Below are 24,580 nucleotides of genomic sequence, written 5' to 3' on the forward strand. Positions count from 1 at the left end.
GAGATGCGCTCATGGACTATTCCTCCTGGTCAACAGGATGCTCAATTCGTTGCCAATGTCGACGTGATCAACGCCGGGGTCGACGATGGCCAGTCCGTCGGTGGCCGGCAGAGCCGTCACCACGTGTGACTGTGAACCCAACGAGTGCACAGGAGCGACTCCTCCGGCGACCCAGCGTACGGGCATGAACTGTGTCTTGGAAACCGGGGAGCGCCACGATGCAGCAGCGGGAGCCCGTTTGATGGGGCGATTCAGCACTGAGTCAAGGATGATAGACGCTTCGGCGGGCATCTCGTGAGTGCCATCTGGGGGGAGGCCACGTAGCCGGGCTATCAGTGGTACGACGTAGACATGGAAGCTCACATATGCTCCGACCGGGTTTCCGGGCAAGGCCATTACGGGTGTCGAGCCAATGAGACCTATCCCCTGTGGGCCGCCGGGTTGCTGGGCGACGGGGTGGAAAGTAAGTTCTGGCAACCCCTGGCGCACGACCTCGTAAGCTCCCATAGAGATGCCTCCCGCCGTGACAACGAGATCTACCTGCCAGGAGGTGATGAGTTCACGCAACCGGGTCGGGTCGTCGGGCACCTTCGCCTGTTCGGTGATGATTCCACCATATGAGTGCACCAAGCCTGCGAGCAGGACACCATTGGAGTCCGGGATCTTCCCACGATCCAGCGGCTCACCGGCCTCGCTGAGCTCCGAGCCCGTCGTCAACACGCCGATCCGTGGTGCCGGATGCACCCGCAGATCACCGTATCCAACTGCGGCGGCAGCTGTGAGTGCCTCGGGAGTGAGGCTCGTCCCGGCTGACAGCACTAGATCCCCAACGGTCAGCGCCTCGCCGTGGTGACGCACGTTAGCACCAGCTGCGGGAGCGCGCATGATTGTCACCGTTGCAGGGGCATCAAACACGCCGACGGCGTGATCGGTGTCTTCTACCTTGACAACGGTGTCAGCTCCCTCCGGCATGTGAGCACCAGTCATGATGCGCTGGGCAGTGCCGACCTTCAACGGATAGTCGGCTGGAGAACCGGCTGGCACGTCGGCAGTCACCGGGAGAGTGACAGGCGTGTTCGGGGTGGCGGCGGAGACGTCATCGAAGCATACCGCGAATCCATCCATCGCAGAGTTGGTGAACGGCGGTACCTCGAGCCGGGCAACGATGTCCTCGGCTGTGACCAGTCCCAAGCACATGGACAGGGGCAACGTGACCGTCCCCGGTGTGGCGGGGAGAGCGGAGACCAGTTGCAGATGCTCCTCGATGCTCACTCGCTCGGGTGGAGTTACGGGCCGGACGAGACTCGATGTGTCGGTCATAAGGTTTTCCTTGACAATCCGGTCCACTCGTGGGAGCCGTCGGCGAGCCACTGGCACTTCCACACCGGAAGCGTCGCTTTGACGGAGTCGACGAGATCGCAGGCTGCGTCGAAGGCCTGCCGGCGGTGTTCCGCAGACACCGACACGACCATCGCGATCTCACCGACGGTCACATGGCCGGTCCGGTGCACGGCGGCGACACCGTGCACCCCCTCTCGCGCACCGTACTGTGTAACCAGTTTTCGGAGGATCAGGTCGGCCTGTGGGTGGGCGCTGTAGTCGATGGCGATGACGGCGTGGCCAGCATCATGGTTACGCACGATGCCGGTGAAGGTCACCACGGCACCGCTGCGGTCGTCACCGGCAAGGCTGACGATGCGGGCGGCGTCTAGCGGCTGCTCAGAGATTTCGGCGTACATTCACCCTCCTGCAAATGGCGGAAGCACGTCGACCTGGGCGCCATCTGGCACCGTTTGGTCACCTCGGGCTGCAAATCCGTTAACGAATAAGGTGCACACTCCCAGTACCCGCCCCAAATCGGAATGGAGTTTGCCGAGGTGCTCCAGCACCTGGTCAACGGTGAGGTCAATAGGCAACTCGATCGTCTCCTCGGTGGTCCCCGTAGCTTCGGCGGTGCCACCGTAGTAATGCACCAGCACCATCACCCTCCTATGGCAGACATGCGTCGTCCGGAGTCGGCAAAACCTTCGGCATCAACTCCGTGTTGGGCGCTCTTACGCAACATCTCACCCTGCCACACGGCAACGATTTCGTCATCGCTGCCTCCGGAGCGCAGCACAGAACGCAGGTCGGCCTCGCGGATGGCAAACAGGCAGTTGCGGATCTGTCCATCGGCCGTCAATCGGGTCCGTGAGCAGTGCTCACAGAATGGCCTGGTCACTGAGGCGATGATCCCCACTCGTCCGGTACGACCGTCCGCAGAACGCACTCGCCAGCACTGCGCCGGTGTAGAGCCCCGAGGCTTGGTGTCTTCGGTGAGGATGAACCCACTATCCTGCACCACACCAAGGATGTCGTCGGCGCTCACGGTGGCGTCGCGCCGCCAGCCGTTCGCCCCAATCGGCATGAACTCGATAAATCGTAACTCGAGCCCACGATCCAGGCAGAAGTTCAGGAGCTGGGGTACGTCGCTGTGATACGAGTGTATTTGGGGAACGGCATTGATCTTCACCGGCAGTCCTGCGGCCAGTGCGGTGTCGATCCCAGTAACCACTTGGCTGAGCCGGTTGCGCCGGGAGATCGTGGTGAATCGTTCGGGATCCACGGTGTCCAGGGACACGTTGACCTGGTCAAGGCCAGCATTAACGAGTCCGGCTACGCGCTTGTCTAAGCCGATGCCGTTGGTCGTCAAGGCCGCGACCGGTGGTTTGTCATCAGCGCATCGGAAGTCCACCGTGGCGCTCACAAGGTGCTCCAAACTGGGGCGCAGCAATGGTTCTCCGCCGGTGAATCGCACTTTGGTGATGCCGAGCCGCTTGACCCCGATGCCGATGACACGGATGATCTCGGCGTCGGTGAGCAAGTCACGTCTAGGCAGCCAATCCATGCCCTGTGCCGGCATGCAGTAGGTGCAGCGCAGGTTGCAGCGGTCCGTTACTGAAACACGCAGGTCGGTGGCGACCCGTCCGAACCGGTCTGGCAGACCGCGGTGGTTTGGGCGAGGGCCGATCATCGTGCTCATAGCCTCACCATCCTCCTGCTCTGCCGCTGGTGTAGGCGTCATGGCTGATGCGGCGGTACAACTATGAGTCTGAGGATATACGGCATTACTGCGCAGATGAAGTTGGCTCGATCCCTTGTCCTGTACGTCGGAGAAATGGGATAGTCTGATTTCTGATATCCGGAGGAAAACGCTCAGTATGTCCGCGGATACGGGTATTTCAAAGTGATTACACGGAGTTTTCCACTATGGGCACGAAGAATCCACATTCGCCTTCGCATCGAGTCTCCGACGTCGCGACCTTGCTCGGGGTCTCCGACGACACGGTGCGCCGTTGGATCGAGTTGGGGCAGGTACATGCTGCGAAGGATGGCAGTGGGCCTCTTCGTGTGGACGGTGCTGATCTCGCTGCGTTCCTCGTCGACCAGTTGAACGGGCGTCACAACCTTTCCGATGCTTCACAGGTGCAGTCGATACGCAATCACATTCAGGGGATCGTCACGGCCGTTACCTCCGACACGGTAATGAGCCGGGTCGAACTCGTCACTGGAGGCTTGCGTATCGTCTCACTCATCTCTACCGAAGCCGTGCAGGAGCTGGGTTTGCAGGTCGGCTCGATCGCCGTCGCTCAGGTCAAGGCGACCAACGTGTCCCTCCAACTCCCCGAAACCAGGTGAGCAACATGAGGAGAGTTCTGCAGGCTGCCTTGGGGTGCATCGTCGCAGCTGCGGTCTCGGGGTGCGGCGGTGGATCGCCGTCGTCCGCACCCGCTGCTGACACGACGAGGTTGACGGTCCTTGCCGCAGCATCTCTCACCCCGTCGTACGAGCAGATCGGTAAGCAGTTTGAGAAGAATCACTCGGGCGTCGACGTACAGTTCACTTTCGAGGGGTCCCAAGACCTCGTCGCTCAGATGGCCCAGGGAGCTCCGGCTGACGTGTTGGCCACCGCTGATCGGACAAGCATGGACGCCGCTGTCAAGGAGAACCTCGTGGAAGCTCCACGCGAGTTTGCCCGCAACGTCCTCGCCCTCATCACTCCAGCAGGCAACCCGGCCAAGGTGACTGGACTGAACTCCTCGCTAGATGGCGCCAAGCTCGTCATTTGCGCCCCGGAAGTGCCCTGTGGCAACGCGACGAGGAAACTCACCAGCAGACTAGGTGTCACCCTGAAGCCGATGAGTGAGGAACAGAAGGTGACCGACGTTCGGGGCAAGGTGGAGTCTGGGGAAGCCGATGCAGGGATCGTCTACCGCACAGACGCCATCACTGCTGGCAGCAAGGTGCATGTGGTGCCGATCGACCGAGCCGGCGAGGTCGTCAACGACTATCCGATCGCTGTCGCTGCGGGTGCGGTCCACCATGACCTGGCCAAGGACTTCGTCGAATACGTCATGTCGGGTGAGGCTCAAAGGGTTCTCGCCGGTAACGGTTTCCTCAGGCCACGATGAACAATCTCGGGGTTGATTCCCAACGGCGCTCACTCGCCCCAGTCCCGTTGCCGGTGTGGATCGTTATCCCCGCCATAGTGGGGATCTGGGCGCTCGTTTTGCCTCTGGTGGGAATGGGCAACGAGGTGCCCTGGGCTCGAATCCCCTCAATCATGGCCACTTCGGCGGCTCAGGAAGCCCTGTGGCTGAGCGTGCGCACCTGCGTGATGGCCACGGTCATCGACGTGATCCTTGGCGTGCCAATCGCGCTGCTTCTGGCCCGCGACTGGACAGGTGTGGCAGTGGTGCGAGTACTCGTGCTGCTGCCCCTATCGCTGCCGCCGGTGGTAGCTGGTCTGGCCCTGCTGGCGACGTTCGGTAGACGCGGCATGGTTGGGGCGTCGCTGCACGCAGCAGGTATCACCATTGCGTTCTCCACGGCGGCTGTCATCCTGGCACAGGTATATGTCTCGCTGCCGTTTTTCATCACGACGCTCGAGTCCTCGCTCCGGGCTCGGTCACGGCAGTTGGAGCAGACGGCAGCGGCCTTGGGGGCAGGGCCGTGGCGGGTACTCACGACCATCACGCTGCCCACTGTGTTTCCCGCTCTGGGACGGGGAACAGCGCTGGCTGCGGCACGGTGTCTGGGAGAATTCGGGGCGACGATCACCTTTGCGGGGTCGCTGCAAGGCGTCACCCGGACAATGCCGCTGCAGGTGTACCTGGCCCGTGAAACCGATTCGGGCACCGCCATGGCATTAGGGCTCGTCCTGGTAGTGGTGGGGGCCATTGTCGTGGGATTCACCCAGTCGCGGCTGAGTCAGTGCCCACGACGACGAGACAAGTCAGTGTTCGTGGGGCTAAACCCGCCTGCGCAACAGCCCTCCCGACAGTCGCCGGTTGAGGCCTGCCTGGGTGCCGCTTCCACGACCGGCTTGCGCCCCCTGACTGTCGACGTTTGCGGGGATCGGGTCTGGGGCGCGACGGCTGATCATGAACCGGCCGGTTCTGCCGCGGCTGCAGTCCACGTCGACGGACAGGTAGCCATTCGGTCATGGCAGGTGAGGCTGGATGTTAAGTCCGGTGAGGTCGTTGCCGTCATGGGACCCAATGGAGCCGGTAAGTCCACCTTTGCTGGCGTCGTGACCGGGCTGCTCGCCCTAGACCGCGGCCAGGTAGACATCGGGGGGCGGGTCGTCGACGCCGGGGACGGTAACATCGTACGTCCAGAACGTCGTGGGGTCTGCCTGCTTACCCAGGATGCGTGCATCTTCGGGCACATGTCAGTACTCGACAATGTCGCCTATGGTCCACGTTGCCACGGGCTGAGCCGTAGGCAGGCACGGAAGGTGGCTCGCATCCAACTTGCCGCGGTGGGATGTTCACACCTTGCCGGGCGGCGCGGTGCACAGCTCTCGGGTGGTCAAGCGGCACTGGTTAGCCTGGCTCGGGCGCTTGCCGTCGACCCGGACGTCCTGGTCTTCGACGAGCCCACCGCAGCACTTGACGTTGATGCCAAGACACTGGTGCGGGACCTGCTGAGGTCTCGGTTGGATCAGACCGGCACGACGGCCCTGATCATCACCCACGACGTCGCCGACACGATGGCATTGGCTGAGCGGTTGGTGGTTCTGGAACACGGCCGGGTCGTGGAGGATGGCGGCGTGTCTCAACTGCTGAGGGAGCCGTGCATGGCATTCACGGCTCAACTTGCCGCGCTGGCGCGGTTCGAGACCAGGACCAACTCGCAGGTTCCCGAGTCCTCATCGTGACGCAGTGTGGCATGTACGCAGTTACCACCAGTACGCTCGATCACCCGGTACAGCATGCTGCGCTGGATCGCCATGGCCACTGGATCGGTGTCATTGGGGTCGGTGAACGGGCAGGCACGCAGTACCAAAGCGGTGGGATTCGTCGGGTGTGACTCGGCGCAGAAGCCGAACGCTGTGAGGAATACTCGGATCTTCGTCATGTGCTCGGCCAGACTGAACTGGTCAGTCACGGGGCGTCCCAAGTGGTCTGGCACCTTGGCCATGGCCAAGGCCTCATCACCCAGGTACTGCCCCAGACTTGTGGCAGCGGCGACGGGATCGTCGCTGCTGTCGCGGATCCAGCGGGTCGTCGAGCGAAAAAGATGGCGCAGGAGATCGGTCGGCGAGTTCGGCCCGGACAGAGTGCGGCTCGTATATCCCCAGGATGGACGTCCACGGCCCGACACCGGCATCCGCTCGCGTTCCACCAGCCCCACGGACACCAGCACGTTGAGGGGTTCCCGAACGGTGTTGACGTGCAGCCCGCACTCCTGGGCCAGATCAGCAATTGTTACCGGTCCCGCATGAAGCGACACCGCCCTGAGGACTGCCTGCTGGGCAGGGGTGAGCGATGCGATGGTGGTGAGGATCGCGTCAATGCCTCGCTCGCTCACCACATCACCATTCGTAGCGTTGTGACGAAGGTTCCAGATGCTGGTTCCTCGACCGGTACACGACGTATGGTCTTGTCGGATAACTCACTGGTGCAGAGATGGCATGCACAAGTCGGGTGAATGGCCATACGCTAAGTAGGATCAACCCGGCCAGTACGTGCATCTTGTAATCCAGCGGCACCGCGGCCATCAACGCAGGCCGAGGTTGGAACAGGGCGATGGAGCGGAACCATGGGCTGATGGTATTCCGGTAGTCGTAACCACCGACAATCATTTGCTGATGTACGGTAGCCCAGCAGCCAAGTGCGACTGCAAGGGTGAGCAACACATAGGTGACGATGTCCATCCTGGTCGTCGTGAGGCGCACTGACTTCATGACGAATCTGCGGTACAGCAGCCCGAAAAGCCCGATGAGGGCCGCCAGCCCAGCCGCACCCCCCAGGACAGTTGCCATGACGTGATAGGCATCCTCGGTGATCCCGATGGCGCAGATCCACGGCGCTGGAAAAACAAGCCCCAGCACGTGTCCCAGGAAGACGAAGAGGATCCCGAAGTGGAACAGTGGCGATGACCAGCGCAGGATGGCTGGCTCGTTCCACTGGCTTGATCGGCTCGTCCAACCGAACTGATCCGTGCGGTACCGCCAGATCATCCCTCCGATGAAGAGGACGATCGACAGGTAGGGCAGTACCAGCCACACCAGCAAGGATTTCGTGTTCATGACTGCCTCCTAGGGGTTGATACGGAATCCATGGCGGCGAGACCCACCATCTCAACAGGCGGCCCCTGGCTGATGAGTTTCTGGTAACGGCCGAGGGTCCTCTCGTCCAGGGGCGACAAGACGAGGCACAAACCCTCCAGAAGGTGCGCATAGGGGCTGGACGCCGCGACCAATGCTGATCTGATGATCTCTAGGGCCTCCCGGTTGGCACGTAACAACGTGTCACCCTCTGTGGCGCGTGCCGAGAACTCCAACACCACGGGTAGGTAGTCGGGCAACTCGTTGGCATGGTTCATCTCGAACCCGGCATTGCGCATGACGTCCCGGAACCCCAGGATCGCAGCCCCCCGTTCGCGGGTGTCCCCGGCCGAGTAATAGCTGAGGTACAGCGCACAACGGCGACGCTGGTCGAAGGTCTCCACGTAGTGTTCCTGCAGGGCGCGCAGCCCCCAGCTCTCAGCCACATCACAGAAGGCGATGATCTCATCGGCCACAGCGGCAGGCATGAGGATACGATCGTGGCGCACTGCCGCAATGCTGTGGGTGAGTTGCCCGTCCGGGTAGTCCAGCAACAGACTCATCGCCATGTGGACTACGCGGCGCTGGGCAGGGGAAGCATCCACGTGAGTCGACACTGGCATGCGCGGTGCGCCCAAAAAGACGTCCACCTCAGATCACCTCCAACGGCAGTATGCGTGTGCCCTCCGGGGCACTGGCCGGGGAGAAGATGCTGTGGAAGGCCTCGAGGCTCCCGCCCACCGGACAGCGGTCCAATCCTGTGATTCCGTCGGGTAGATCGGTGCGGGTTGTAGGGATGACGTAACGGTCGTCATATTTGGCGATGGCCAGCAGCTGGTACATGCTTCGCATGTCTTCACTGGTCATGTTCACTGCCTTGGGAATCGCCTCGTCGGTGTCATTCTCCAGGAAGATGTCTCGCATGTAGGAGCGCATTGCGGCCAGACGACGAAGTGAGAACTCCACTGGAGCCGTGGCTCCGGCAGTGAACAGCCCGGCGAGATACTCGAGCGGAATACGCATCTGGGAGATCGCTGCTAACAGCACTCTATGGTCCTCCCCATCGTTGCCCGAGGCGCTGACGGCGTCGACGACTGGTGACAGGGGTGGTACGTACCAGACCATCGGCAGCGTTCGGTACTCAGGGTGCAGGGGCAGGGCAATCTGATAGCGGCTGATGAGCTGCCATACCGGTGAAGCTTGGGCTGCCTCGATCCAAGAGTGTGGGATGCCTTCGGCCTTGGCTCGTGTGATGACCTCGGGATCGTTGGGGTCGAGAAGGACTTCTCTCTGGGCAGCGCACAGGGTGCGTGGATCCGGCTGGGATGCGGCCCAGGTGACCTTGTCCGCATCGTAGAGAAGCACTCCCAGGTAGCGAAGTCGTCCAACACAGGTTTCCGAACATACTGTTGGCTGCCCGGTTTCTAGACGTGGGTAGCACAGTGTGCATTTCTCGGCTTTGCCGCTGCGGTGGTTGAAAAACACCTTCTTGTACGGACATCCGGACACGCACATGCGCCAGCCGCGGCAATGATCCTGATCGACGAGGACGATTCCATCCTCGGTGCGCTTGTAGATCGCCCCGGATGGGCAAGCGGAAACGCACGTCGGGTTGAGGCAATGTTCGCAGATGCGTGGAAGGTAAAACATGAATGAATCCTCGATGGACTTGCGCACCGTGAGGTTCATCTGGTGTAGCACCGGGTCCTGGTCGAGGGTTTCCATGGAACCACCAAGATCGTCATCCCAGTTAGGGCCCCAGTCGATGGTGTCTCTGTGCTCACCCGTGAGGGCTGATGTCGCCCGGGCAGTGGGGATGTGCGTCGTCGATGGGGACGACAGTAGTTGGTCGTATTCGTAGGTCCACGGCTCGTAGTAGTCCTTGTTTCCGGGCAGGTTCGGATTGGCGAAAATCTTGCCCAAGGTGGCCAGGCGCCCTCCTTGGCGGGGGACCAGTTTTCCGGAACGGGTGCGCTTCCATCCTCCCCTCCATCGTTTTTGGTCCTCCCAACCGCGCGGGTAGCCGACGCCAGGCCGGGTTTCGACATTGTTGAACCACATGTACTCCGTGCCTTCACGGTTGGTCCAGGCCTGCTTGCATGTCACCGAGCAGGTGTGGCAGCCGATGCACTTGTCGAGGTTCATCACCATTGCGATCTGAGCCATGACTTTCATCAGAACGTCACCTCCTGGCCACGACGCCGGATGAGCGTCACTTCGTCCCGTTGATTACCGGTGGGGCCGTAGTAGTTGAAGGCGTAACTGAGCTGGGCGTACCCGCCGATAAAGTGGCTAGGTTTCAGCATGATCCGGGTGAGGGAGTTGTGGGTGCCGCCACGTTTGCCTGAGCGTTCGGTCAGTGGAGTGTTCACAGTGCGTTCCTGCCCGTGGTACATGAACACTGTTCCCTCCGGGATCCGGTGGCTGACAATGGCGCGGGCGTCGACCGTGCCGTTGCGGTTGTAAGCCTCCACCCAGTCGTTGTCGGTGACCCCAATCTTCGCGGCATCGACAGGAGACATCCAGATCGTCTGGCCTCCGCGGGCCAGGGTGAGCATGTGCAGGTTGTCGTAGTACTGCGAGTGGATACCCCATTTGTTGTGTGGGGTCATGTACCGCACCGACACCACCGCCGTGCCATTGGCATCAGTACCCGTGTATCCGGCAGCTGGCTCGTCGTAGATGTGTGCGACATCAAGTGGGGGTCGGAAGATCGGAAGACTCTCACCCATATCACGCATCCAGTCGTGGTCCAGGTAGTAATGCATTCGTCCGGTGAGGGTGTGCCACGGCTTGTGTCGTTCCACATTGATGACGAAGGCCGAGTAGCGACGTCCTCCGTGCTCCGAACCCGACCACTCGGGTGAGGTGATGACGGGCTGGGGCTGGATGACTGTGTCGGTAAACGTCACCCTGCGGTCCTGTGACCCCGTGGACAGGTCGGTTAGTTTCGTGCCCGTACGGGTTTCCAATTGCTCGAAACCGGCAGTGGCCAGACGACCGTTGGTGGTTCCGGAGGTGGCCAGAATCGTGTTGCAGACCTTGATCGCGGTGTCGAGGAGCGGGCGTCCCGCACCGGGGCCGGAGGTGGCGACGCCGTGGCGTCGTGCCAAGTCGGCGACTTCCTGATCGGGATGGAATGGCACCCCCTTGGTCACCATCCCGAGATTCTCGGTGAGTGGCCCGAGGGTGTCAAACTTCGCACCGATCCGGGTGTAATCACGCTCCACGGTGACGAGCTTGGGCATCGTCACTCCGGGGATCCAGGTTTCCTGCTCCCGGCTGACGGAACCGGCGGGCGTCGTCATCTCGTCGAGGGTGTCGTGCATCAACGGTGCAGCGACGATATCGGTGCGGGTCCCCAGATGTGTTGCCGCCATCTGGGAGACGAGGTGTGCCAGGGTCTGGAACACCTCGAAGTCAGTACGTGCCTCCCACGGTGGATCCACCGCTGGGTTGAAGGAATGAACGTAGGGATGCATGTCGGTGCTTGACAGGTCATGCTTCTCATACCACGTAGCGGCCGGCAGGACGATGTCGGAATGCAGCGTAGTGGACGTGTTGCGGAAGTCCGCGGTCCACATGAGGTCGAGTTTGCCCGGTGGGGTGTCGTCGCGCCAACGGATGTCGGCAGGACGCTTATCCTCGGGTAGCTCGGTGGCGTTGACGTCGTTTTCGCAGCCAAGCATGTGCTTCATGAAGAACTCGGTGCCCTTGGCGCTGGAGCCCAGTAGGTTGGTGCGCCAGTTGGCCAGCAGGCGTGGATGGTTCTGAGCGGCATCGGGATCCTCACAGGCGAAGCCCAAGGAACCGTCGGTCAGTTTCTGAGCGATGTAACCGGCTGGCTCCATCCCGGCAGCGGCGGCCTCGTCGGCGAGATCCAGCGGATTGCGGGTGAAGGTTGGGTAGCTCGGTGTCCATCCGCGGCGTGCCGAGTCCACCAAGCAGTCCGCAGTGGTTCGGCCGGCAAAGGAGTTGCTGCCTAGGGGAGAGGCCACGCTCTCGGCGCGGGCACCGTCATAGCGCCACTGGTCGGTGGTGAGGTAGTACCAGGCAGTGGAGATCATTTGACGTGCCGGACGTGCCCAGTCCAGCGCAAACGAGTAGTTGGCCCAGCCAGTGAATGGTCGCACCTTCTCCTGACCGACGTAGTGGGCCCACCCGCCACCGTTGACGCCCTGGGTGGCACACATGTTCGTCAACGCGAGGAATGTCCGGTAGATCTCATCGGCATGGTAGAAGTGGTTGACTCCTGCTCCCATAACGATCATGGACCGTCCACCGGTTTCCAGCGAGTTCAGCGCGAACTCCCGGCCGATGCGTTCGGCCGCGGTCGCTGGCACGCCGGTGAGTTCGGCCTGCCAGGCGGGGGTTCCCGGCACCGTGGGATCGTCGTAACCGCTGGGCCATTGACCGGGCAGCCCCTCACGGCTGACGGCGTATTGGGCGAGCAGGAGGTCGTAGACGGTGGTGACGAGCCTGGCACCGATGCGACGGGCTGGTACTCCGCGGTGCACGATGCCGGCACCTAGGCTTGTCTGGTCCGGGCTGGAGGGCAGGTCGAAGCGGGGCAGGGCAATCTCTACGGCTTCCCAGGAATCGGTGTCCATCATGCTCATGACGGGGTCGACGCCATCGAGATTGAGATTCCAGTGCCCGGCCCCCGACTCGGAGAACCGATCGGCCAAGGTTCCACCGGGATCCTTGAGTGACCCGTCAGCCTCTATCACTAGCGGACGGAACTCGGGGTGATCTGGACGCGTCTCAACATCGACCTTGTCGGCGGTGAGAAACTTTCCGGGTACATATGCCGCGCCGTCGGCCTGTGGGCCGTCGAAACGGTCTAGTTCGACGAGGAAGGCAGAGTCGGTGTACCGACGCATGTAGTCAAGGAACATTGGTTCGCGACGCTTGACATGAAATTCCGAGAGGACGACATGGCCCATGGCCATGGCAAGAGCTCCGTCGGTTCCCGAGGCGACGCGCAGCCACTCGTCGGCGAACTTCGTGTTGTCGGCATAGTCCGGACTCACGACGATGACCTTCTGGCCGTGATAGCGCGCCTCGGTCATGAAGTGCGCGTCTGGGGTGCGTGTCACGGGAACGTTAGATCCCCACATGATGAGGTATTGGGAGTTGAACCAGTCGCCAGCCTCGGGCACGTCGGTTTGGTCGCCGAAGACCTGGGGACTGGCCGGGGGGAGGTCGGCATACCAGTCGTAAAAGCTCAACATGGTGCCACCAAGAAGTTCTGTGAACCGGGATCCGGCTCCGTAGGACACCATGGACATAGCCGGGATGACCGAGAACCCGGCAATGCGATCGGGTCCGTAGGCTTTGATGGTATGTACATAGGCCGCCGCGATGATCTGCGTGGCCTCCTCCCACGACACACGCACCATACCGCCATGCCCGCGAGCGCTTTTGTAAGCGCGGGAGAGCTGTGAGTCATCGACAATGGCTGCCCAGGCATCGACCGGGTCGCCGAGTTCAGCGAGCTTGTCTCGCCAAGCGTCCAGTAGGATCGAGCGTACGTAAGGGTGGCGTATCCGTGTGGGAGAGTATTCATACCAGCTGAACGAGGCGCCACGCGGGCATCCGCGTGGCTCGTAGTCGGGCATATCCGGGCCGGTGGACGGATAGTCGGTTTCCTGAGACTCCCAGGTGATGATCCCATCTTTGACATAGATCTTCCACGAGCACGAGCCGGTGCAGTTCACCCCGTGGGTAGAGCGCACAACCTTGTCGTGGGCCCAACGCTTGCGGTAGAAGACGTCGGCGTCGCGTCCGCCCTTCAGGAACAGCTGGCGTGTATCGGACGACGTCGTGCCGCGGCGTAGCCAGGTTCCCATTTTGAGTAAGGCTGAGCTGCTGGGGGGCTCGAGGTCAGATGCTTCGCCGTACGCCGTCATCGGGGGCCTCCTTCGTAAAAACGAACCGAGTTAAGTGTGTTGGAACTGGGGCCCACTGGTCAGCCTGGGTATGGGGCACCAGGGCGGGCGTAACGGATCCAGCAGATGATCGAGCACAGGATGCAGAAGGCGGTGCAGATCCAGAACCAGGCAGCGGCCGTCATCGACGATAGGGCGACGCCGACGACGAACGGGCCGAAGCAGCCGATGGCGGCGGTGAACCCGATGGCTCCACCAGCTTGCCTGGCAGGCATGATCATGGGCATTTGCTTGAAGGTCCCGGCGTTACCGATGCCGGAGAAGAAGAACATGGTGAGCATTCCCCACAGGAAGTAGGCAAACTGGTCCGGATTGGTGGGATTGAGGAAGAAAGCGCAGAATCCGAGCGTCAGCGCCATCCCGATGCCCGAGACAAAGGTCCAGATCGACCCACCAAAGCGGTCGCATAGCGGCCCCCAGATAACACGCACTAACGAACCGATGAGAGGGCCAAGAAAGGCATAGGAGGCGCCGGCGGGCAAATCAGAGAATCCCTGAGCCAAGCTGCTCGAACTGCCATAAGTATTGTTGATAAGCAATCCGAACTGGGCGCTGAAACCGCTGAACAGGCCGAAGGTCATGACGTACATGAGTGTCATGATCCAAGTGTCGGGGTTGGCGAAGATGTCGATCTGCTGACGGAAGTTTGCCTTCACTGGAACGTCTTTGAGCATGGTGAAGGCCAAGATCGTGGCTAGGATGGTCCACGGTACGAAGACTATGGCGATGTTGTGCACCCACAGAGGGCTCCCGGCTGTGCGCTGCGGGGCTACCCATGTGAGGCCGAGGAGTCCGAAGCTCATGAGCCACGGGCCGAGCAACTGGACGATGGACATCCCCAGGTTGCCGATGCCAGCCTGTAGTCCCAAAGCGGTGCCCTGTTTGCGTTTAGGGAAGAAGTAGCCCGTCGACGGCATGTAACCGGAGAAAGAGCCGCCTCCAATGCCGCATAAGAAGGCGAGCAGGAGAAGGGTTCCATACCCGGTCGACGTGTTCTGGACGGCGAAGAACCAGCCCAGCATGGGGATGAGGTAGAGCAGGGAGCTGTATCCCACGAGCCTGCGAGTGCCGGTCACCGGCGGCAGGAACATGTAGACCAGCCGGATGAGGCCTCCCGAGAGCCCTGGCATGGCGGTGAGCCAGTACAGCTGCGACTTTGTCAGCTGGAATCCGATGGCGTTGAGTTTGGGTGCGATCGCGCTCACCAAGAACCAGACGCAAAACGCGATGATCATAGAGAACGTCGAAATGGTCAAGGTCCGCCATGCGATACGGGAATCCCAGTTTTCCTCGGGGTCCCAGTTCTCGATGAGATGGCGGGAGGGGCTTGTGCTCACGGTGCCTCCGCGTGGGATCGGTTAATTAGCACGGAGATTACCAGAGAAAATCGGTGTTGGGATACTATCGGGCACTTCGTCCCAACGTCGACATGGCCCAGGTTGCACTAGCGAGCTGGGTGGGGAGCGGGCGACCGGGTCGTGGAACCAACAAAAGTTTTCCGCCTCGATGACGCCACCTCCACGGGGAGACTCGCCCAGTGAAACCAGGTGCCGTTGAGCGACGAGGTGTTGGCCTCATGGGCCTCATGTGCAGCTGGTCCCTCTCGTCATTCGCCAGGGACCGTGACCTGTCAAGATCAAGATTCTTCATCTTCTAATGCCTTTCACGACATGGCAAGTCCTAGTTCTGAGGTTGCCTGCCCGTGGCGAGGCATGATCATGACATGACCGATCATCGTCTGGATGCCGTCATCCTCGCTGGAGGACGTGCCCGCCGACTGGGCGGGGTATCGAAGGCTGATTTGCGTGTAGGGGGGCGTCGTCTACTGGATGTCGTGATGGATGCAGTAGATCGGGTCCGTGAGGGGGCGGAAGGCTGTGACGTTATCGTTGCCCGTGAATCGGTCGGGTTGCCTCGACGTGTATTGCGCACCATGGAGGAACCGCCCGGCTCTGGGCCGCTGGCCGGGATCGACGCAGGATTGCAGGTTCTGCCTCCCGCTCGGCCGGGCGACTTGGTGCTCGTCTGCGCAGTGGATTCCCCAGGGATTGGGAAGTGTATTCCGCAACTGTGCCGTGCCTTGGATGACAACTCGGTGAGTCACCTCGCTGGGGCGGTGGCCTTCGGAGGAACCCCGCAACCTCGTCGTCAACTCCTGCAGGGGGTGTATCGACGAGTGTCTTTGGAGGCAACCATTGTTGCTTCCGGCATGGTCATCAACCGCTCGGTGCACAGCGTGCTGGGAAAGTTGGATTTACTCGATGTGCCGGTGGGCCCAGAAGTCTGTCGTGACCTCGACACCCCGGATGACCTGGAATGGTGGCGGCACCATGCCGCCGATTGACCCTCCGATTGGCGTGTTCTCGGAAGCCTTACTCGTCTGTTGTCCCGCCCCGGGTCATTCACGTTGCTCGAGGTATGCAAGACGCTTTCTCCCGGAGAAACAGATGTTGGGCGCTTCTCGTCGCGGAAGGGCCGCGCTCGGCCAGAAGCTGGGCATTGACGTAACTCCCAGGTGATGAAGAAGCTCCTGTTGGCTTCGCTCATGCTTGGCTTGCCGGCAGGCCTGCTGGCGATGACAGAATCTCTCCCCGCGCAACGTCCAGGTTATGCTCTCCAGCGAGGATGCGCTTCACCCAGTCGACTGGGGGTTGGTCAACGGTACTGCTGGTGAGGCCCCCGATAGCATTTCCCGCGTGGAAGAGATCAAGGCCCGTGTTATCACCGTTTCGGACCGTTGTGCCTCGGGAGCGGCGACGGATCGGTCTGGCCCTTTGGCCCTTTCGTTGCTCGCTGGCTTGGGTTACAGCTGGCTTCGCCCCGGACCGGTAGTTGTCGTGCCCGACGGCATCGACTCGGTGCGTGGTGCCCTGAGGGACGCGCTGAGGCATGGATACCGTCTTGTCGTCACCACTGGCGGAACGGGGGTATCGCCGCGTGACCTCACCCCGGAAGCTACTGAGCCAATGCTGGTTGCCCGTCTGGATGGGTTGGCGGAGCAGATCCGAGCCAATGGCGGTCATGCTTCCGCCGTAGCAGGGCTTTCGCGCGGGCTGGTGGGAGTCACTTCGCGTGACTGTCAGGGGGCGCTCATCGTCAATGCCCCGGGATCCACCGGAGGGGTGCGCGATACCTTCGCCGTGATCGGTCCGGTGCTCGAGCACATCTTTAGCCAGCTTGCAGGTGGGGGACATTGACGCCCACCACACGCGGGACGGTGCGTCACATCTCGCAAGTCTGCGGAGTACGCTCTAACACACCTGCGCCCCGTCCTCGGGGTTGCTGTTGGGTCATAGGGTGTCCCTAGGACGAGAATAGGTGAACTACTACGTGTGATGCCCATGAGATGTCAGGAGGAAATCGTGCCGCATCATGACGACAACCCGGAGAAAATGGCCCAGATGCGCGAATGGTTGAAGACCGCGGCCGACGAGTTGAGTGTGGACCCAGCCGTTTTAACAGATGCCGAGCAGCCCCTGCTCGATATGGTCTCGGCCATCTCTCACGGGCCGTCACGCCCGGGGGCGCCGCTTACAGCCTTCCTCGTTGGTCTTGCCACTGCACAAGGTGGCAATACGACGGAGCTGGCGACGAAACTGACGCGGATTGCCGGCCAGCGAGGTTCGGCACAAAGCTAAAGCCGTGCGAGAGGCGGTGGGATCGAGGCACCGGGCCGTGCGGGCGTTTCTCACCGCCCTGTCAGTGAGATGAGGTCATGTGGACAAGCTCAGCAAGTCCGTCCACGGTGCGCAGTCGTAATGTCCGTGTCGGACACGCCTGAACGCACACACCGCACGCCACGCATCCCCGAGCCTACGATCGGGAACAGAGGTCTGATGCTACTGCCTGCTTCGTCAGTATCACCCTGCTGATCCATGCCTCCATGTGGCTCGCTGAGGGCACAACAGCATTACCTAGTCTCCTTTCGCCGGCCTGTGGCCGCATCTGTGGGGCACATTTGGGTCGGGAAGACGGCCGGCGACTTAATATGCGCGATGTGCGCGGCGCCTGGGTGGTGCGAGCTGCGTGGTCATCAGACAGATCCGGCGTCTCGTTGCTTACGGCACGCAGTTGATCTACCGCCTCTAGGCCAAGTGCCTCGCGGCGTGGCAGCGCAATTCGTCCCAAGATCAGCGAGACTCCGGCGCGGCGAGGCCATCGCGGCTGGATCTGGGAGCGTGTGACCGTCCGCACGTATCCCGGTAGAAGTCGCGACCACTCCTTGATGCGGTCAGCCACGCCCCGTGGATTATCCTTACAGAGGGTGACGGGGATCACGCTCACCCCATGGCCAATATCTGAGCCACGAGATCCACCGGGTATTCAGGCAGGCAGCCAGTGATGCGCACCCCGACCATGAATCGGTGTACCCGCAGTTCCGGCTCATGACCGCAACCGAAGACCGTTGCACGAGGAAGATCGTGGCCACGTTGCCATCTCAGCAGTGGTTTCAGGTCGTCGCCGGTCATATCCCGATTCGTGCCAGACTCGCGTAATGCAGTGCCCTTCCGACGAGTTCACTAGTGAAAGCGATCACCAGGACAGCGACGAGTAACCGACCCAATCCGTTGGGGTGTTCGCGCGGGGTACGTAGTGCACCGTGGTAGACGACGAGTCCCAGCATGAGTACGACAACACCCAGCAGCATGAGCCGGATGGTGTAGCTTGCGCCGGAATATAGGCCGCCAGCTTGATGGGCTGCAGGCCCGCCTGATGCGAGGCTGGAGGTATAGATCGGGTAACCCACCATGAGGGCCGCTGTGGCTATTGCAGCGACGATGGAGCACCACTTGGTCACCGCCAGCGAAAGAGCCCATCCTGGTCGTCGGTAGGGGCGTTGGTTGCGTGAATCTCGTCAGTGACGTATCGAGACCACCAACCCGTGGTCGTCGGAGGTGTCTCCTTGGCTGGGGTCCCAGTGGTTTCATGACGATGACGCACCATCGCGGTGATCATGACCGCACACGCAACTGCGAGAGTCCCCAATATGATGCTGGTAGCCGCGAAGGAGAAGGGCACCCACCAGCTGTGCCAAGCCGGGACCGTCACCAAGGAGTAGTAGATCATCGACTCACACACCACCAGGCCGATGCCCACGATTGTGGTGAGGGCCGCGAGAATTCGTTGAACAGTGAAAGAGGCTCGTCGGAACCAACTGACCAGGGCGAAGGCAAAGCCGAGCAATGCGAAGCCAGAGCCGAACATGATCTCGCGCGACAGCCAGGAAGTTTGCGGATGACGCAGGACATTGAGGGTGTGAGCTGGGTAACCCATATGGAACATAGAGACGAAGAGGCCAAAGACCATGGCCGGACCGATGGCGTAGAGCACAGGGCGGCTGGCCCGTTCTACGACGCTGTTTTCGCGTCTTTTGATGGCTGCGCCCACGTGGACGAACCCCAGAACCACAAAGGCACCGACGCACATCTGCGTGACGATGGTGAACAGGATCATAGGTATATCGTGAGTGTGCATCAGATTTCCCCGGGATTGGCGATCTCGCAGGTGCCCTCATCCCATGCTTTGGGCATCACGGTGTGCAGCGATGACTAAATGTGGTTTTGTCACCGAGGGGTCAGGTAGCGGTGCGATGGCATTTTCATCGCCGTACTTACTGCGCAGTTTGTCGATCGGCCCCCAGTCGAGGGCTCGCGACGGGCAAGCGGCTACGCAGGCCGGTTCTTTGCCTTCGCTACGGTAGTCATAACACAGGTCGCACTTGCTCATCCGGCTGGTATCACTGTGGTGCGCTGTACGGGCAAGCCCACTCGCAGTACCTGCATCCCACACACTTGTCCTGATCAACATAAACGGTGCCGTCATCGCGACGCGACATCGCCGTGGTGGGGCACACTTCCATGTAGATCGGGTCCTCGCAGTGGTTGCAGGAAATCGACGTGTAGTACGTGAAAACCGATGGGCTGAAGGTGTCGCCGGAGGTCTGCCATCCTCCGCCGGCATACTCAACTACCCGCCGCCACCGCACTCCCGTAGGCAGATCGTGTTTATCGGTGCAGGCGATCTGGCAGGCCTTGCACCCGGTACACAGCGTCTGGTCGAAGAAGAAGCCGTATTTGGCCCCCTCTTGGTGTAGTGGTTCGTACTCATCCTTCGGTTCTTTCAAATTCTCTAGGCTTTTATTAGGTGATATGCGGTGCTGCTCGTTAAAGACGGTGGATGCCACGTCGTCGTCGGGTACATCCGACCAGCTCACTTTCATCACCTGGCGCGGATTGGCCGATTATGGGAAAGAGATGCGGGTTACGCTTTCTCCACATCAGCAATTGTTGTATGCACCGCATTCCCCTTCGCCAGCGGCGAAGGGTGTAGGGATGTGAGAGTGTTCACGGCACCGTTAATATCGACCGGGTGATTGGGATTGGCCCCGTTCGGCGGGGTGATGTCCCTGGCATCTGAGGGGCGGTACCAAGCACCTTGGGGTACCGAGAGCACTCCGGGTGTGATGCGGTTGGTCACGCGAGCCGGCAGCCGGATGGTGCCGCGGTCGTTGTAGACGAAGACCTCGTCGCCATTGGTGATCCCCTTGGTTCGGGCGTCCTTGGTGTTGATCCACACCGTCTGGGGGTGTGCATCCACCAACCAATCAACATTGCCGTAGCTGGAGTGAGTGCGTCCCTTGAAGTGGTGGCCGATCACCTGGAACGGGTACTTCTTGGATGCTTTGGCTTCTTCGGGGCCCTCCCAAGTGGCGACGTATTCGGGCAGGGCAGTGAGGTCGTCACCGCGAAGCTTGTCGTGGAAGGTCCCGAACGTCCATACCTTGGACATCGCTGCTAGGCGCTCGGAGTAGATCTCGATCTTGCCTGACGGAGTGTCCAGCGGGTTGGATCCTGGATCTTTGCGGAATTCGGCGAGTTCAACGTGCGGGTCCATGTCCTTGCGGAAAATGCCCATCTTCTTCCACTCACGATAGGTGGGTAGTTCGGGATTGTCCTTACGGGTTTCCGCTATCGTCCGTTCCAACCACTGGGTGCGGGTCAGTCCCCCGGTGAATTCCTTTTCGGTGCCTAGACGCTTGGCGAGTCCGACGCAGATGTCGTAAATATTGCGGCACTCGTATAGTGGTCTGATTGCCTGGGACGAGACGATTCCATAGGCCATGGGGCCGCCGTTTTCGCCGGGATGTATGTCGTCCTCCTCGGCGGTGGAGGTGCCGGGCAAGATGTAATCGGCATAGCGGGCCGAGGTTGTGTACTGAATGTCGCACACGACGACGAGTTCGCACTTAGAGTCGTCGCGCAGGATCTCGGCTGAACGATTGTTGTCACCGGTCTGTCCCAGTAACGAGTTGCCTGAGTACTGCCAGACCATCTTGATCGGGGTAGTGAGTTTCACGTTTGTCGGTTTGCCGTGTTCGTCGATCGGCACTTTGTTGGCGCGCACTCCTGGGACTGCTTTCTTGCACACACCGGAGTTGAAGGTGTCCATCTGGTCGCCGTGGTCGATGGCGTCCAGCCAGGAGAACACCGAGATGATCTTGTTGGAATGGATGTTGGTGATCCCCGTGTTGAAGGGCAAAGCGAAGTCGAATGCCTGGCTGCCCTCGCGGGCCCCCGTGCCGCCGCCGGGCATGCCGATGTTGCCGGTAGCAGCAGCGAGCAAGAAGATTGCTCTCGCGCTGTTCTCACCGTTGGCGTGGCGTTGGGGACCCCAGTCTTGGGTGATCGCGCAGGGCTTTGCAGTGGCGATCTCACGGGCGAGGCGGCGGATGCGGTCTGCGGGGATTCCGGTGATGTGGGAGGCCCAGGTGGCGTCTTTGACGGTGTGGTCGGGTCCTTTGCCTTCCAGGTAGGCGCGGTAGGAAGACCCTGCGGGTGCTCCCTTGGGTAGATGGTCGTCGTCGAATCCTATGCAGTAGCGGTCGAGGAAGGCTTGGTCGTGGAGGTTTTCGGTGATCATGGTGTGGACGAGACACGCAACCAAGGCTGCGTCGCTGCCTGGCCGAACGGGGATCTACTCGTCGGCCATGGTGATGGCCGTCTCGGAGTAGCGCGGGTCGATGACGATCGTGCTCACCCCAAACTCTTTGCGTGTCTGCTGGGAGACGAACACCTGGCCGCCGCCGGACATGCGTGTCTCGGCCGGGTTGTTGCCGAACATTACCTGCAGCTTGGAGTTCTTGGCATCGTCGAAAGAATTGCCTGCTACCCACGACCCGTAGAAGTACGGGTAGGCCTGGGTGATCTCGGTGGTGGAGTAGTCGCTGTAGTGATCGAGGTAGCCACCCCAGGTGTTCATGAGCCGGGCGAAGGCACTCTGGTCTGGCGGCCACGACTTGGCCATGACTGAGCTTAGGGTTCCGGTGCCGTAATTGATGTAGAAGGCCCCGTTTCCGTACTTGGCCTTGATCTGTTTCATCTTGTCGGTGATCTCGTCAAGAGCCTGATCCCAACTGATTGTCACCCATTGTTCGTCACCACGTTTAGTGCCCGGCTTGCGTTTCATCGGCTTCTTCAACCGATCCGGGTTGTAGATGCGGTGGCGAATCGAGCGTCCGCGCACATAAGCACGCACCTGTTGAGAGCCGAGCTCGTCGCCGACCGTGTCGTCTGGCAAGACGCGCGTGACAGTTCCGTTCTTGATCTCCAGCCGCAGTGGGCAGCGGGATCCGCAGTTGACGGTGCAGGCAGACCACACGGTGGTCGAGGTGTGGTTGACGAGCTAGTTGGTCCGCGCGCCCGTCGCCTCGTGCAGCGCCGGGGCGAGGGCGGCGGTTCCACCGACCACCGCGGACCACTTCATGAATTCACGGCGACTCACTTTAGGACGTGTTCCAGACATATTGGTCGAATTGGGTTCCACGTTGAGACCTCCCGACACACGACATGTCGTCGATACGCCATCATATCGTGCGGGAATTCGCGGCGAGGCAAAGTAAGGATGTTCCGGGCAGCGGATCTAGGCGGACTCTCACTCGGTTTGCTGCGAGAGTTGTCGTAGCGTTTGACTATGCTGTTGTACAATGCGGCAGTATGCTTCAGCGAGTGTTTCTTTCGCGGCGGTCGACGCGTCCGGTGCCCCATACGGTTTTCTATTGCTGCTGTTAGCTATAGCGGTGCCTTGACCCAGAGCTGATCGGGGCACGGGTGGGCCATGACGACGTCCCGGGGAAGCCCACCTGTCGTCGTGCGGCGCGAACCCTCAGGAGAGCCTCACTTCGAACCAGGGGAAACCTTGCTGTCTGTCTTTGGCCCAACCGACACCATTCGCGAGCTCACCCTCGATCAGGCGGGGAAACCTCCGTACTGCAGTAGCTTCGTCGGAACGCCCAAATGTATCGAGACGCCAGAACAGCGCACCAAAGCCATTGGTGATGACTCACCGATCGGACGGAGGAAGCCGCGTCACCGGTTTCCGGTCCGGGTCTGGGGCGAAGCTGAGGGTGCGGGCGCCCACGTCGAGAGCGTCGACGACGACGAGCTTCCCCACGGAGGGTGCCCCGACCCCAGTGAGCACCTTGATGGCTTCGGCGGCCATCATTGATCCCACCTGGCCGACGATCGGGCCGAATGTGCCTCCGACAGCGGACGACGGTACCGAGTCGGCAGCGGGAATTTCGGGAAACAGGTCACGCAACATCGGTCCATGACCAGGCCAGAAGACCGATATCTGTCCTTGGTACCGCAGAATCGTTCCCCAGACCAGCGGGGTGCCGGTGATCTCGGCAGCATCGGAGGCTAGGTAGCGGGTCGTGAAATTGTCGGTGCAATCGAGGACAAGGTCGTGATCCTTGACTAGGCCGAGCGCATTGTCGGTTCCCAGCCGGGCGACGACGGCCTCCACCGCCAGCTGCGGGTCCAATCGGTGCGCCGCATCCTTGGCGCTAACGGCCTTGGGCCGTCCCACGTCGGCTTGGCGGTGGATTACCTGACGCTGCAGGTTGGACTCGTCAACGACGTCATCATCAAGGATTGTGAGGTGGCCGACCCCAGCCGCGGACAGGTATAATAGTGCCGGGGAGCCAAGTCCTCCGGCTCCGACGACGAGTACCCGACTATCTCGCAGCCGCCGTTGGGCATCTTGCCCGAATCCGGGTAGGACGATGTGGCGGGCATATCGGGTCAGGTCACGGTTGGTCAGCGATGTCTCGGGGGACAAATCTCCTACGGCGTCGCGGTCACTGGTGGCACGTAATGCCGCGTTGCCCACCGGGTTCGGAGCGTTCACAGGCTATCGTCCTCTCTCGGGCCACGTACCCGCTCAGTGATGATGCCGTCGAAGGACGAGCTGGCTTGCGCTAGACGCCGAGGTGGGATGCGTCCCGACGTGCGAGCTGCCCGTCCAGCCGCTACGGCCATCTTCATCGCCTTGGCCATGCCCACTGGATTGTGGGCACGGGTTACTGCCGACGCCAGGAGCACCGCGTCGCACCCTAGTTCCATGGCCAGGGCGGCCTCCGATGCTGTGCCAACCCCAGCTCTAGAATGACGGGGACACTTGCCCGATCGACGATCAACTCAATGTTGTGCGGGTTGAGGATTCCCAGCCCAGTACCGATTGGGGCGCCGGCCGGCATCACTGCAGCACAACCGAGATCCTCCAGCCGCTTGGCGACTGCCGGATCATCGTTGGTGTAGGCCAGCACCACGAAACCGTCAGCGACGAGTTGTTCGGCGGCGTCGATGAGCTCGACGGGATCGGGAAGCAGGGTATCTTCATCGGCGATGACCTCAAGTTTGATGAGGTTGGTGTCCAGAGCTTTCCTGGCCAGATTCGCGGTGAGGACGGCGTCTCGTGCCGTGTAGCAGCCAGCCGTGTTCGGCAGGGCGGTGATGCGGTGCCGCTGCAGGATCTCAAACACCGACTGACGAGCCCCGGCGGCGAATCGACGCATGGCTACGGTCGTCAGTTGGGTTCCCGAAGCCACCAGGGCCCGCTCGAGGGTGACCATGCTCGTGCTACCGCCGGTGCCCATGATGAGTCGGGATGTGAACTCCAGACCACCGATGCGCAGCGGCTCGTCGGGGTCCGTCGTTGTCCTCCCAACCTCGGTCACCGTCATCTCGCTCGTGTT

The 24,580-nt window shown here is 61.3% G+C and carries 20 protein-coding genes and 5 pseudogenes; 6 read left to right on the forward strand and 19 right to left on the reverse strand.

Features of this window, described 5'->3' with window-relative positions:
* Window positions 1–9 precede the first annotated feature (9 nt).
* Genes F1563_RS07820 through moaA form a run of 4 tightly spaced genes read right to left on the reverse strand, consistent with a single transcriptional unit; the run spans window position 10 to window position 3,064 of the window.
* Window positions 10–1,320: a molybdopterin molybdotransferase MoeA gene (locus tag F1563_RS07820; protein ID WP_002546561.1), complete on the reverse strand. Its 1,311-nt coding sequence runs from the start codon at window positions 1,318–1,320 to the stop codon at window positions 10–12.
* Window positions 1,317–1,739, reverse strand: a complete 423-nt coding sequence (locus F1563_RS07825; protein ID WP_002526897.1) for a molybdenum cofactor biosynthesis protein MoaE — start codon at window positions 1,737–1,739, stop codon at window positions 1,317–1,319. The genes F1563_RS07820 and F1563_RS07825 overlap by 4 nt, the downstream gene beginning before the upstream one ends.
* Entirely contained in the window at window positions 1,740–1,979 is a 240-nt protein-coding gene (locus tag F1563_RS07830; RefSeq protein WP_007433379.1) for a MoaD/ThiS family protein, read from the reverse strand.
* Window positions 1,980–1,981: 2 nt separating this feature from the next.
* The gene (gene moaA, locus F1563_RS07835; protein WP_002526899.1) at window positions 1,982–3,064 is read right to left on the reverse strand and encodes a GTP 3',8-cyclase MoaA; all 1,083 of its coding nucleotides are present in this window, start codon (window positions 3,062–3,064) and stop codon (window positions 1,982–1,984) included.
* A gap of 185 nt (window positions 3,065–3,249) precedes the next feature.
* Here moaA and F1563_RS07840 point away from each other — a divergent pair, with 185 nt between their 5' ends.
* From F1563_RS07840 to modB, 3 genes are read left to right on the forward strand one after another with little or no spacing between them, the layout of a single operon-like run.
* Complete coding sequence (locus tag F1563_RS07840) at window positions 3,250–3,678, forward strand: TOBE domain-containing protein (RefSeq protein WP_002526900.1); 429 nt, start codon at window positions 3,250–3,252, stop codon at window positions 3,676–3,678.
* Window positions 3,675–4,451 carry a molybdate ABC transporter substrate-binding protein gene (gene modA / locus F1563_RS07845; RefSeq protein ID WP_007433381.1) on the forward strand — a complete coding sequence of 259 codons (777 nt, stop codon included), beginning with the start codon at window positions 3,675–3,677 and terminating at the stop codon, window positions 4,449–4,451. The genes F1563_RS07840 and modA overlap by 4 nt, the downstream gene beginning before the upstream one ends.
* The gene (modB, locus tag F1563_RS07850; protein WP_002526902.1) at window positions 4,448–6,202 is read left to right on the forward strand and encodes a molybdate ABC transporter permease subunit; all 1,755 of its coding nucleotides are present in this window, start codon (window positions 4,448–4,450) and stop codon (window positions 6,200–6,202) included. Before modA ends, modB begins: the two co-directional genes overlap by 4 nt.
* On the opposite strand, the gene F1563_RS07855 is transcribed toward modB, so the two are convergent.
* The 6 genes from F1563_RS07855 to F1563_RS07880 all read right to left on the reverse strand — a co-directional run bounded on the left by F1563_RS07855 (window position 6,136) and on the right by F1563_RS07880 (window position 14,882).
* Window positions 6,136–6,777 carry a helix-turn-helix transcriptional regulator gene (locus F1563_RS07855; RefSeq protein WP_002526903.1) on the reverse strand — a complete coding sequence of 214 codons (642 nt, stop codon included), beginning with the start codon at window positions 6,775–6,777 and terminating at the stop codon, window positions 6,136–6,138. The genes modB and F1563_RS07855 overlap by 67 nt on opposite strands.
* A gap of 82 nt (window positions 6,778–6,859) precedes the next feature.
* On the reverse strand, window positions 6,860–7,576 hold the full coding sequence (narI, locus tag F1563_RS07860; protein ID WP_002526904.1) for a respiratory nitrate reductase subunit gamma: 717 nt from the start codon (window positions 7,574–7,576) through the stop codon (window positions 6,860–6,862).
* Window positions 7,573–8,163: a nitrate reductase molybdenum cofactor assembly chaperone gene (gene narJ / locus F1563_RS07865; RefSeq protein ID WP_002526905.1), complete on the reverse strand. Its 591-nt coding sequence runs from the start codon at window positions 8,161–8,163 to the stop codon at window positions 7,573–7,575. The genes narI and narJ overlap by 4 nt, the downstream gene beginning before the upstream one ends.
* An 82-nt stretch (window positions 8,164–8,245) precedes the next feature.
* Window positions 8,246–9,769 carry a nitrate reductase subunit beta gene (narH, locus tag F1563_RS07870; RefSeq protein WP_002546560.1) on the reverse strand — a complete coding sequence of 508 codons (1,524 nt, stop codon included), beginning with the start codon at window positions 9,767–9,769 and terminating at the stop codon, window positions 8,246–8,248.
* Window positions 9,769–13,506 (reverse strand): nitrate reductase subunit alpha, encoded by a 3,738-nt coding sequence (locus tag F1563_RS07875; RefSeq protein WP_002526907.1) that lies wholly within the window; start codon window positions 13,504–13,506, stop codon window positions 9,769–9,771. Before F1563_RS07875 ends, narH begins: the two co-directional genes overlap by 1 nt.
* A gap of 59 nt (window positions 13,507–13,565) precedes the next feature.
* Window positions 13,566–14,882 (reverse strand): nitrate/nitrite transporter, encoded by a 1,317-nt coding sequence (locus tag F1563_RS07880; RefSeq protein WP_007433383.1) that lies wholly within the window; start codon window positions 14,880–14,882, stop codon window positions 13,566–13,568.
* A gap of 386 nt (window positions 14,883–15,268) precedes the next feature.
* Here F1563_RS07880 and mobA point away from each other — a divergent pair, with 386 nt between their 5' ends.
* The 3 genes from mobA (at window position 15,269) to F1563_RS07895 (ending at window position 17,183) form a co-directional block, all read left to right on the forward strand.
* Window positions 15,269–15,889, forward strand: a complete 621-nt coding sequence (gene mobA, locus F1563_RS07885) for a molybdenum cofactor guanylyltransferase (protein WP_002526912.1) — start codon at window positions 15,269–15,271, stop codon at window positions 15,887–15,889.
* A 352-nt stretch (window positions 15,890–16,241) separates the two neighbouring features.
* Entirely contained in the window at window positions 16,242–16,742 is a 501-nt protein-coding gene (locus F1563_RS07890) for a MogA/MoaB family molybdenum cofactor biosynthesis protein (protein WP_036958256.1), read from the forward strand.
* Window positions 16,743–16,877: 135 nt separating this feature from the next.
* Window positions 16,878–17,183, forward strand: coding sequence for a DUF6457 domain-containing protein (locus F1563_RS07895; RefSeq protein ID WP_007433385.1), 306 nt, complete (start codon window positions 16,878–16,880; stop codon window positions 17,181–17,183).
* A 61-nt stretch (window positions 17,184–17,244) separates the two neighbouring features.
* Here F1563_RS07895 and F1563_RS14875 read toward each other — a convergent pair.
* From F1563_RS14875 to F1563_RS07935, 9 genes and pseudogenes are all read right to left on the reverse strand, one after another.
* Window positions 17,245–17,349 (reverse strand): annotated as a pseudogene (locus F1563_RS14875) (4Fe-4S binding protein); the annotation flags it as partial.
* A gap of 476 nt (window positions 17,350–17,825) precedes the next feature.
* Window positions 17,826–18,014, reverse strand: a complete 189-nt coding sequence (locus F1563_RS07905; protein ID WP_002526916.1) for a hypothetical protein — start codon at window positions 18,012–18,014, stop codon at window positions 17,826–17,828.
* Window positions 18,011–19,020, reverse strand: a pseudogene (locus tag F1563_RS07910) (dimethyl sulfoxide reductase anchor subunit family protein). Before F1563_RS07910 ends, F1563_RS07905 begins: the two are co-directional and overlap by 4 nt.
* Window positions 19,020–19,669, reverse strand: a pseudogene (locus tag F1563_RS14210) (DMSO/selenate family reductase complex B subunit). Before F1563_RS14210 ends, F1563_RS07910 begins: the two co-directional pseudogenes overlap by 1 nt.
* Before the next feature lie 137 nt (window positions 19,670–19,806).
* Window positions 19,807–20,460 (reverse strand): molybdopterin dinucleotide binding domain-containing protein, encoded by a 654-nt coding sequence (locus F1563_RS14970; RefSeq protein ID WP_443090028.1) that lies wholly within the window; start codon window positions 20,458–20,460, stop codon window positions 19,807–19,809.
* Window positions 20,461–20,589: 129 nt separating this feature from the next.
* A pseudogene (locus F1563_RS14975) lies at window positions 20,590–22,203 on the reverse strand (molybdopterin-dependent oxidoreductase); the annotation flags it as partial.
* A 24-nt stretch (window positions 22,204–22,227) separates the two neighbouring features.
* On the reverse strand, window positions 22,228–22,347 hold the full coding sequence (locus tag F1563_RS14980) for a twin-arginine translocation signal domain-containing protein (protein ID WP_227432002.1): 120 nt from the start codon (window positions 22,345–22,347) through the stop codon (window positions 22,228–22,230).
* A gap of 537 nt (window positions 22,348–22,884) precedes the next feature.
* Complete coding sequence (locus F1563_RS07930; RefSeq protein ID WP_002526924.1) at window positions 22,885–23,733, reverse strand: HesA/MoeB/ThiF family protein; 849 nt, start codon at window positions 23,731–23,733, stop codon at window positions 22,885–22,887.
* Window positions 23,730–24,568, reverse strand: a pseudogene (locus F1563_RS07935) (thiazole synthase). Before F1563_RS07935 ends, F1563_RS07930 begins: the two are co-directional and overlap by 4 nt.
* Between the last annotated feature and the right edge of the window lie 12 nt (window positions 24,569–24,580).

The organism is Cutibacterium modestum (assembly GCF_008326345.1).
In the GTDB taxonomy this organism is placed as follows: Bacteria; Actinomycetota; Actinomycetes; order Propionibacteriales; family Propionibacteriaceae; genus Cutibacterium; species Cutibacterium modestum.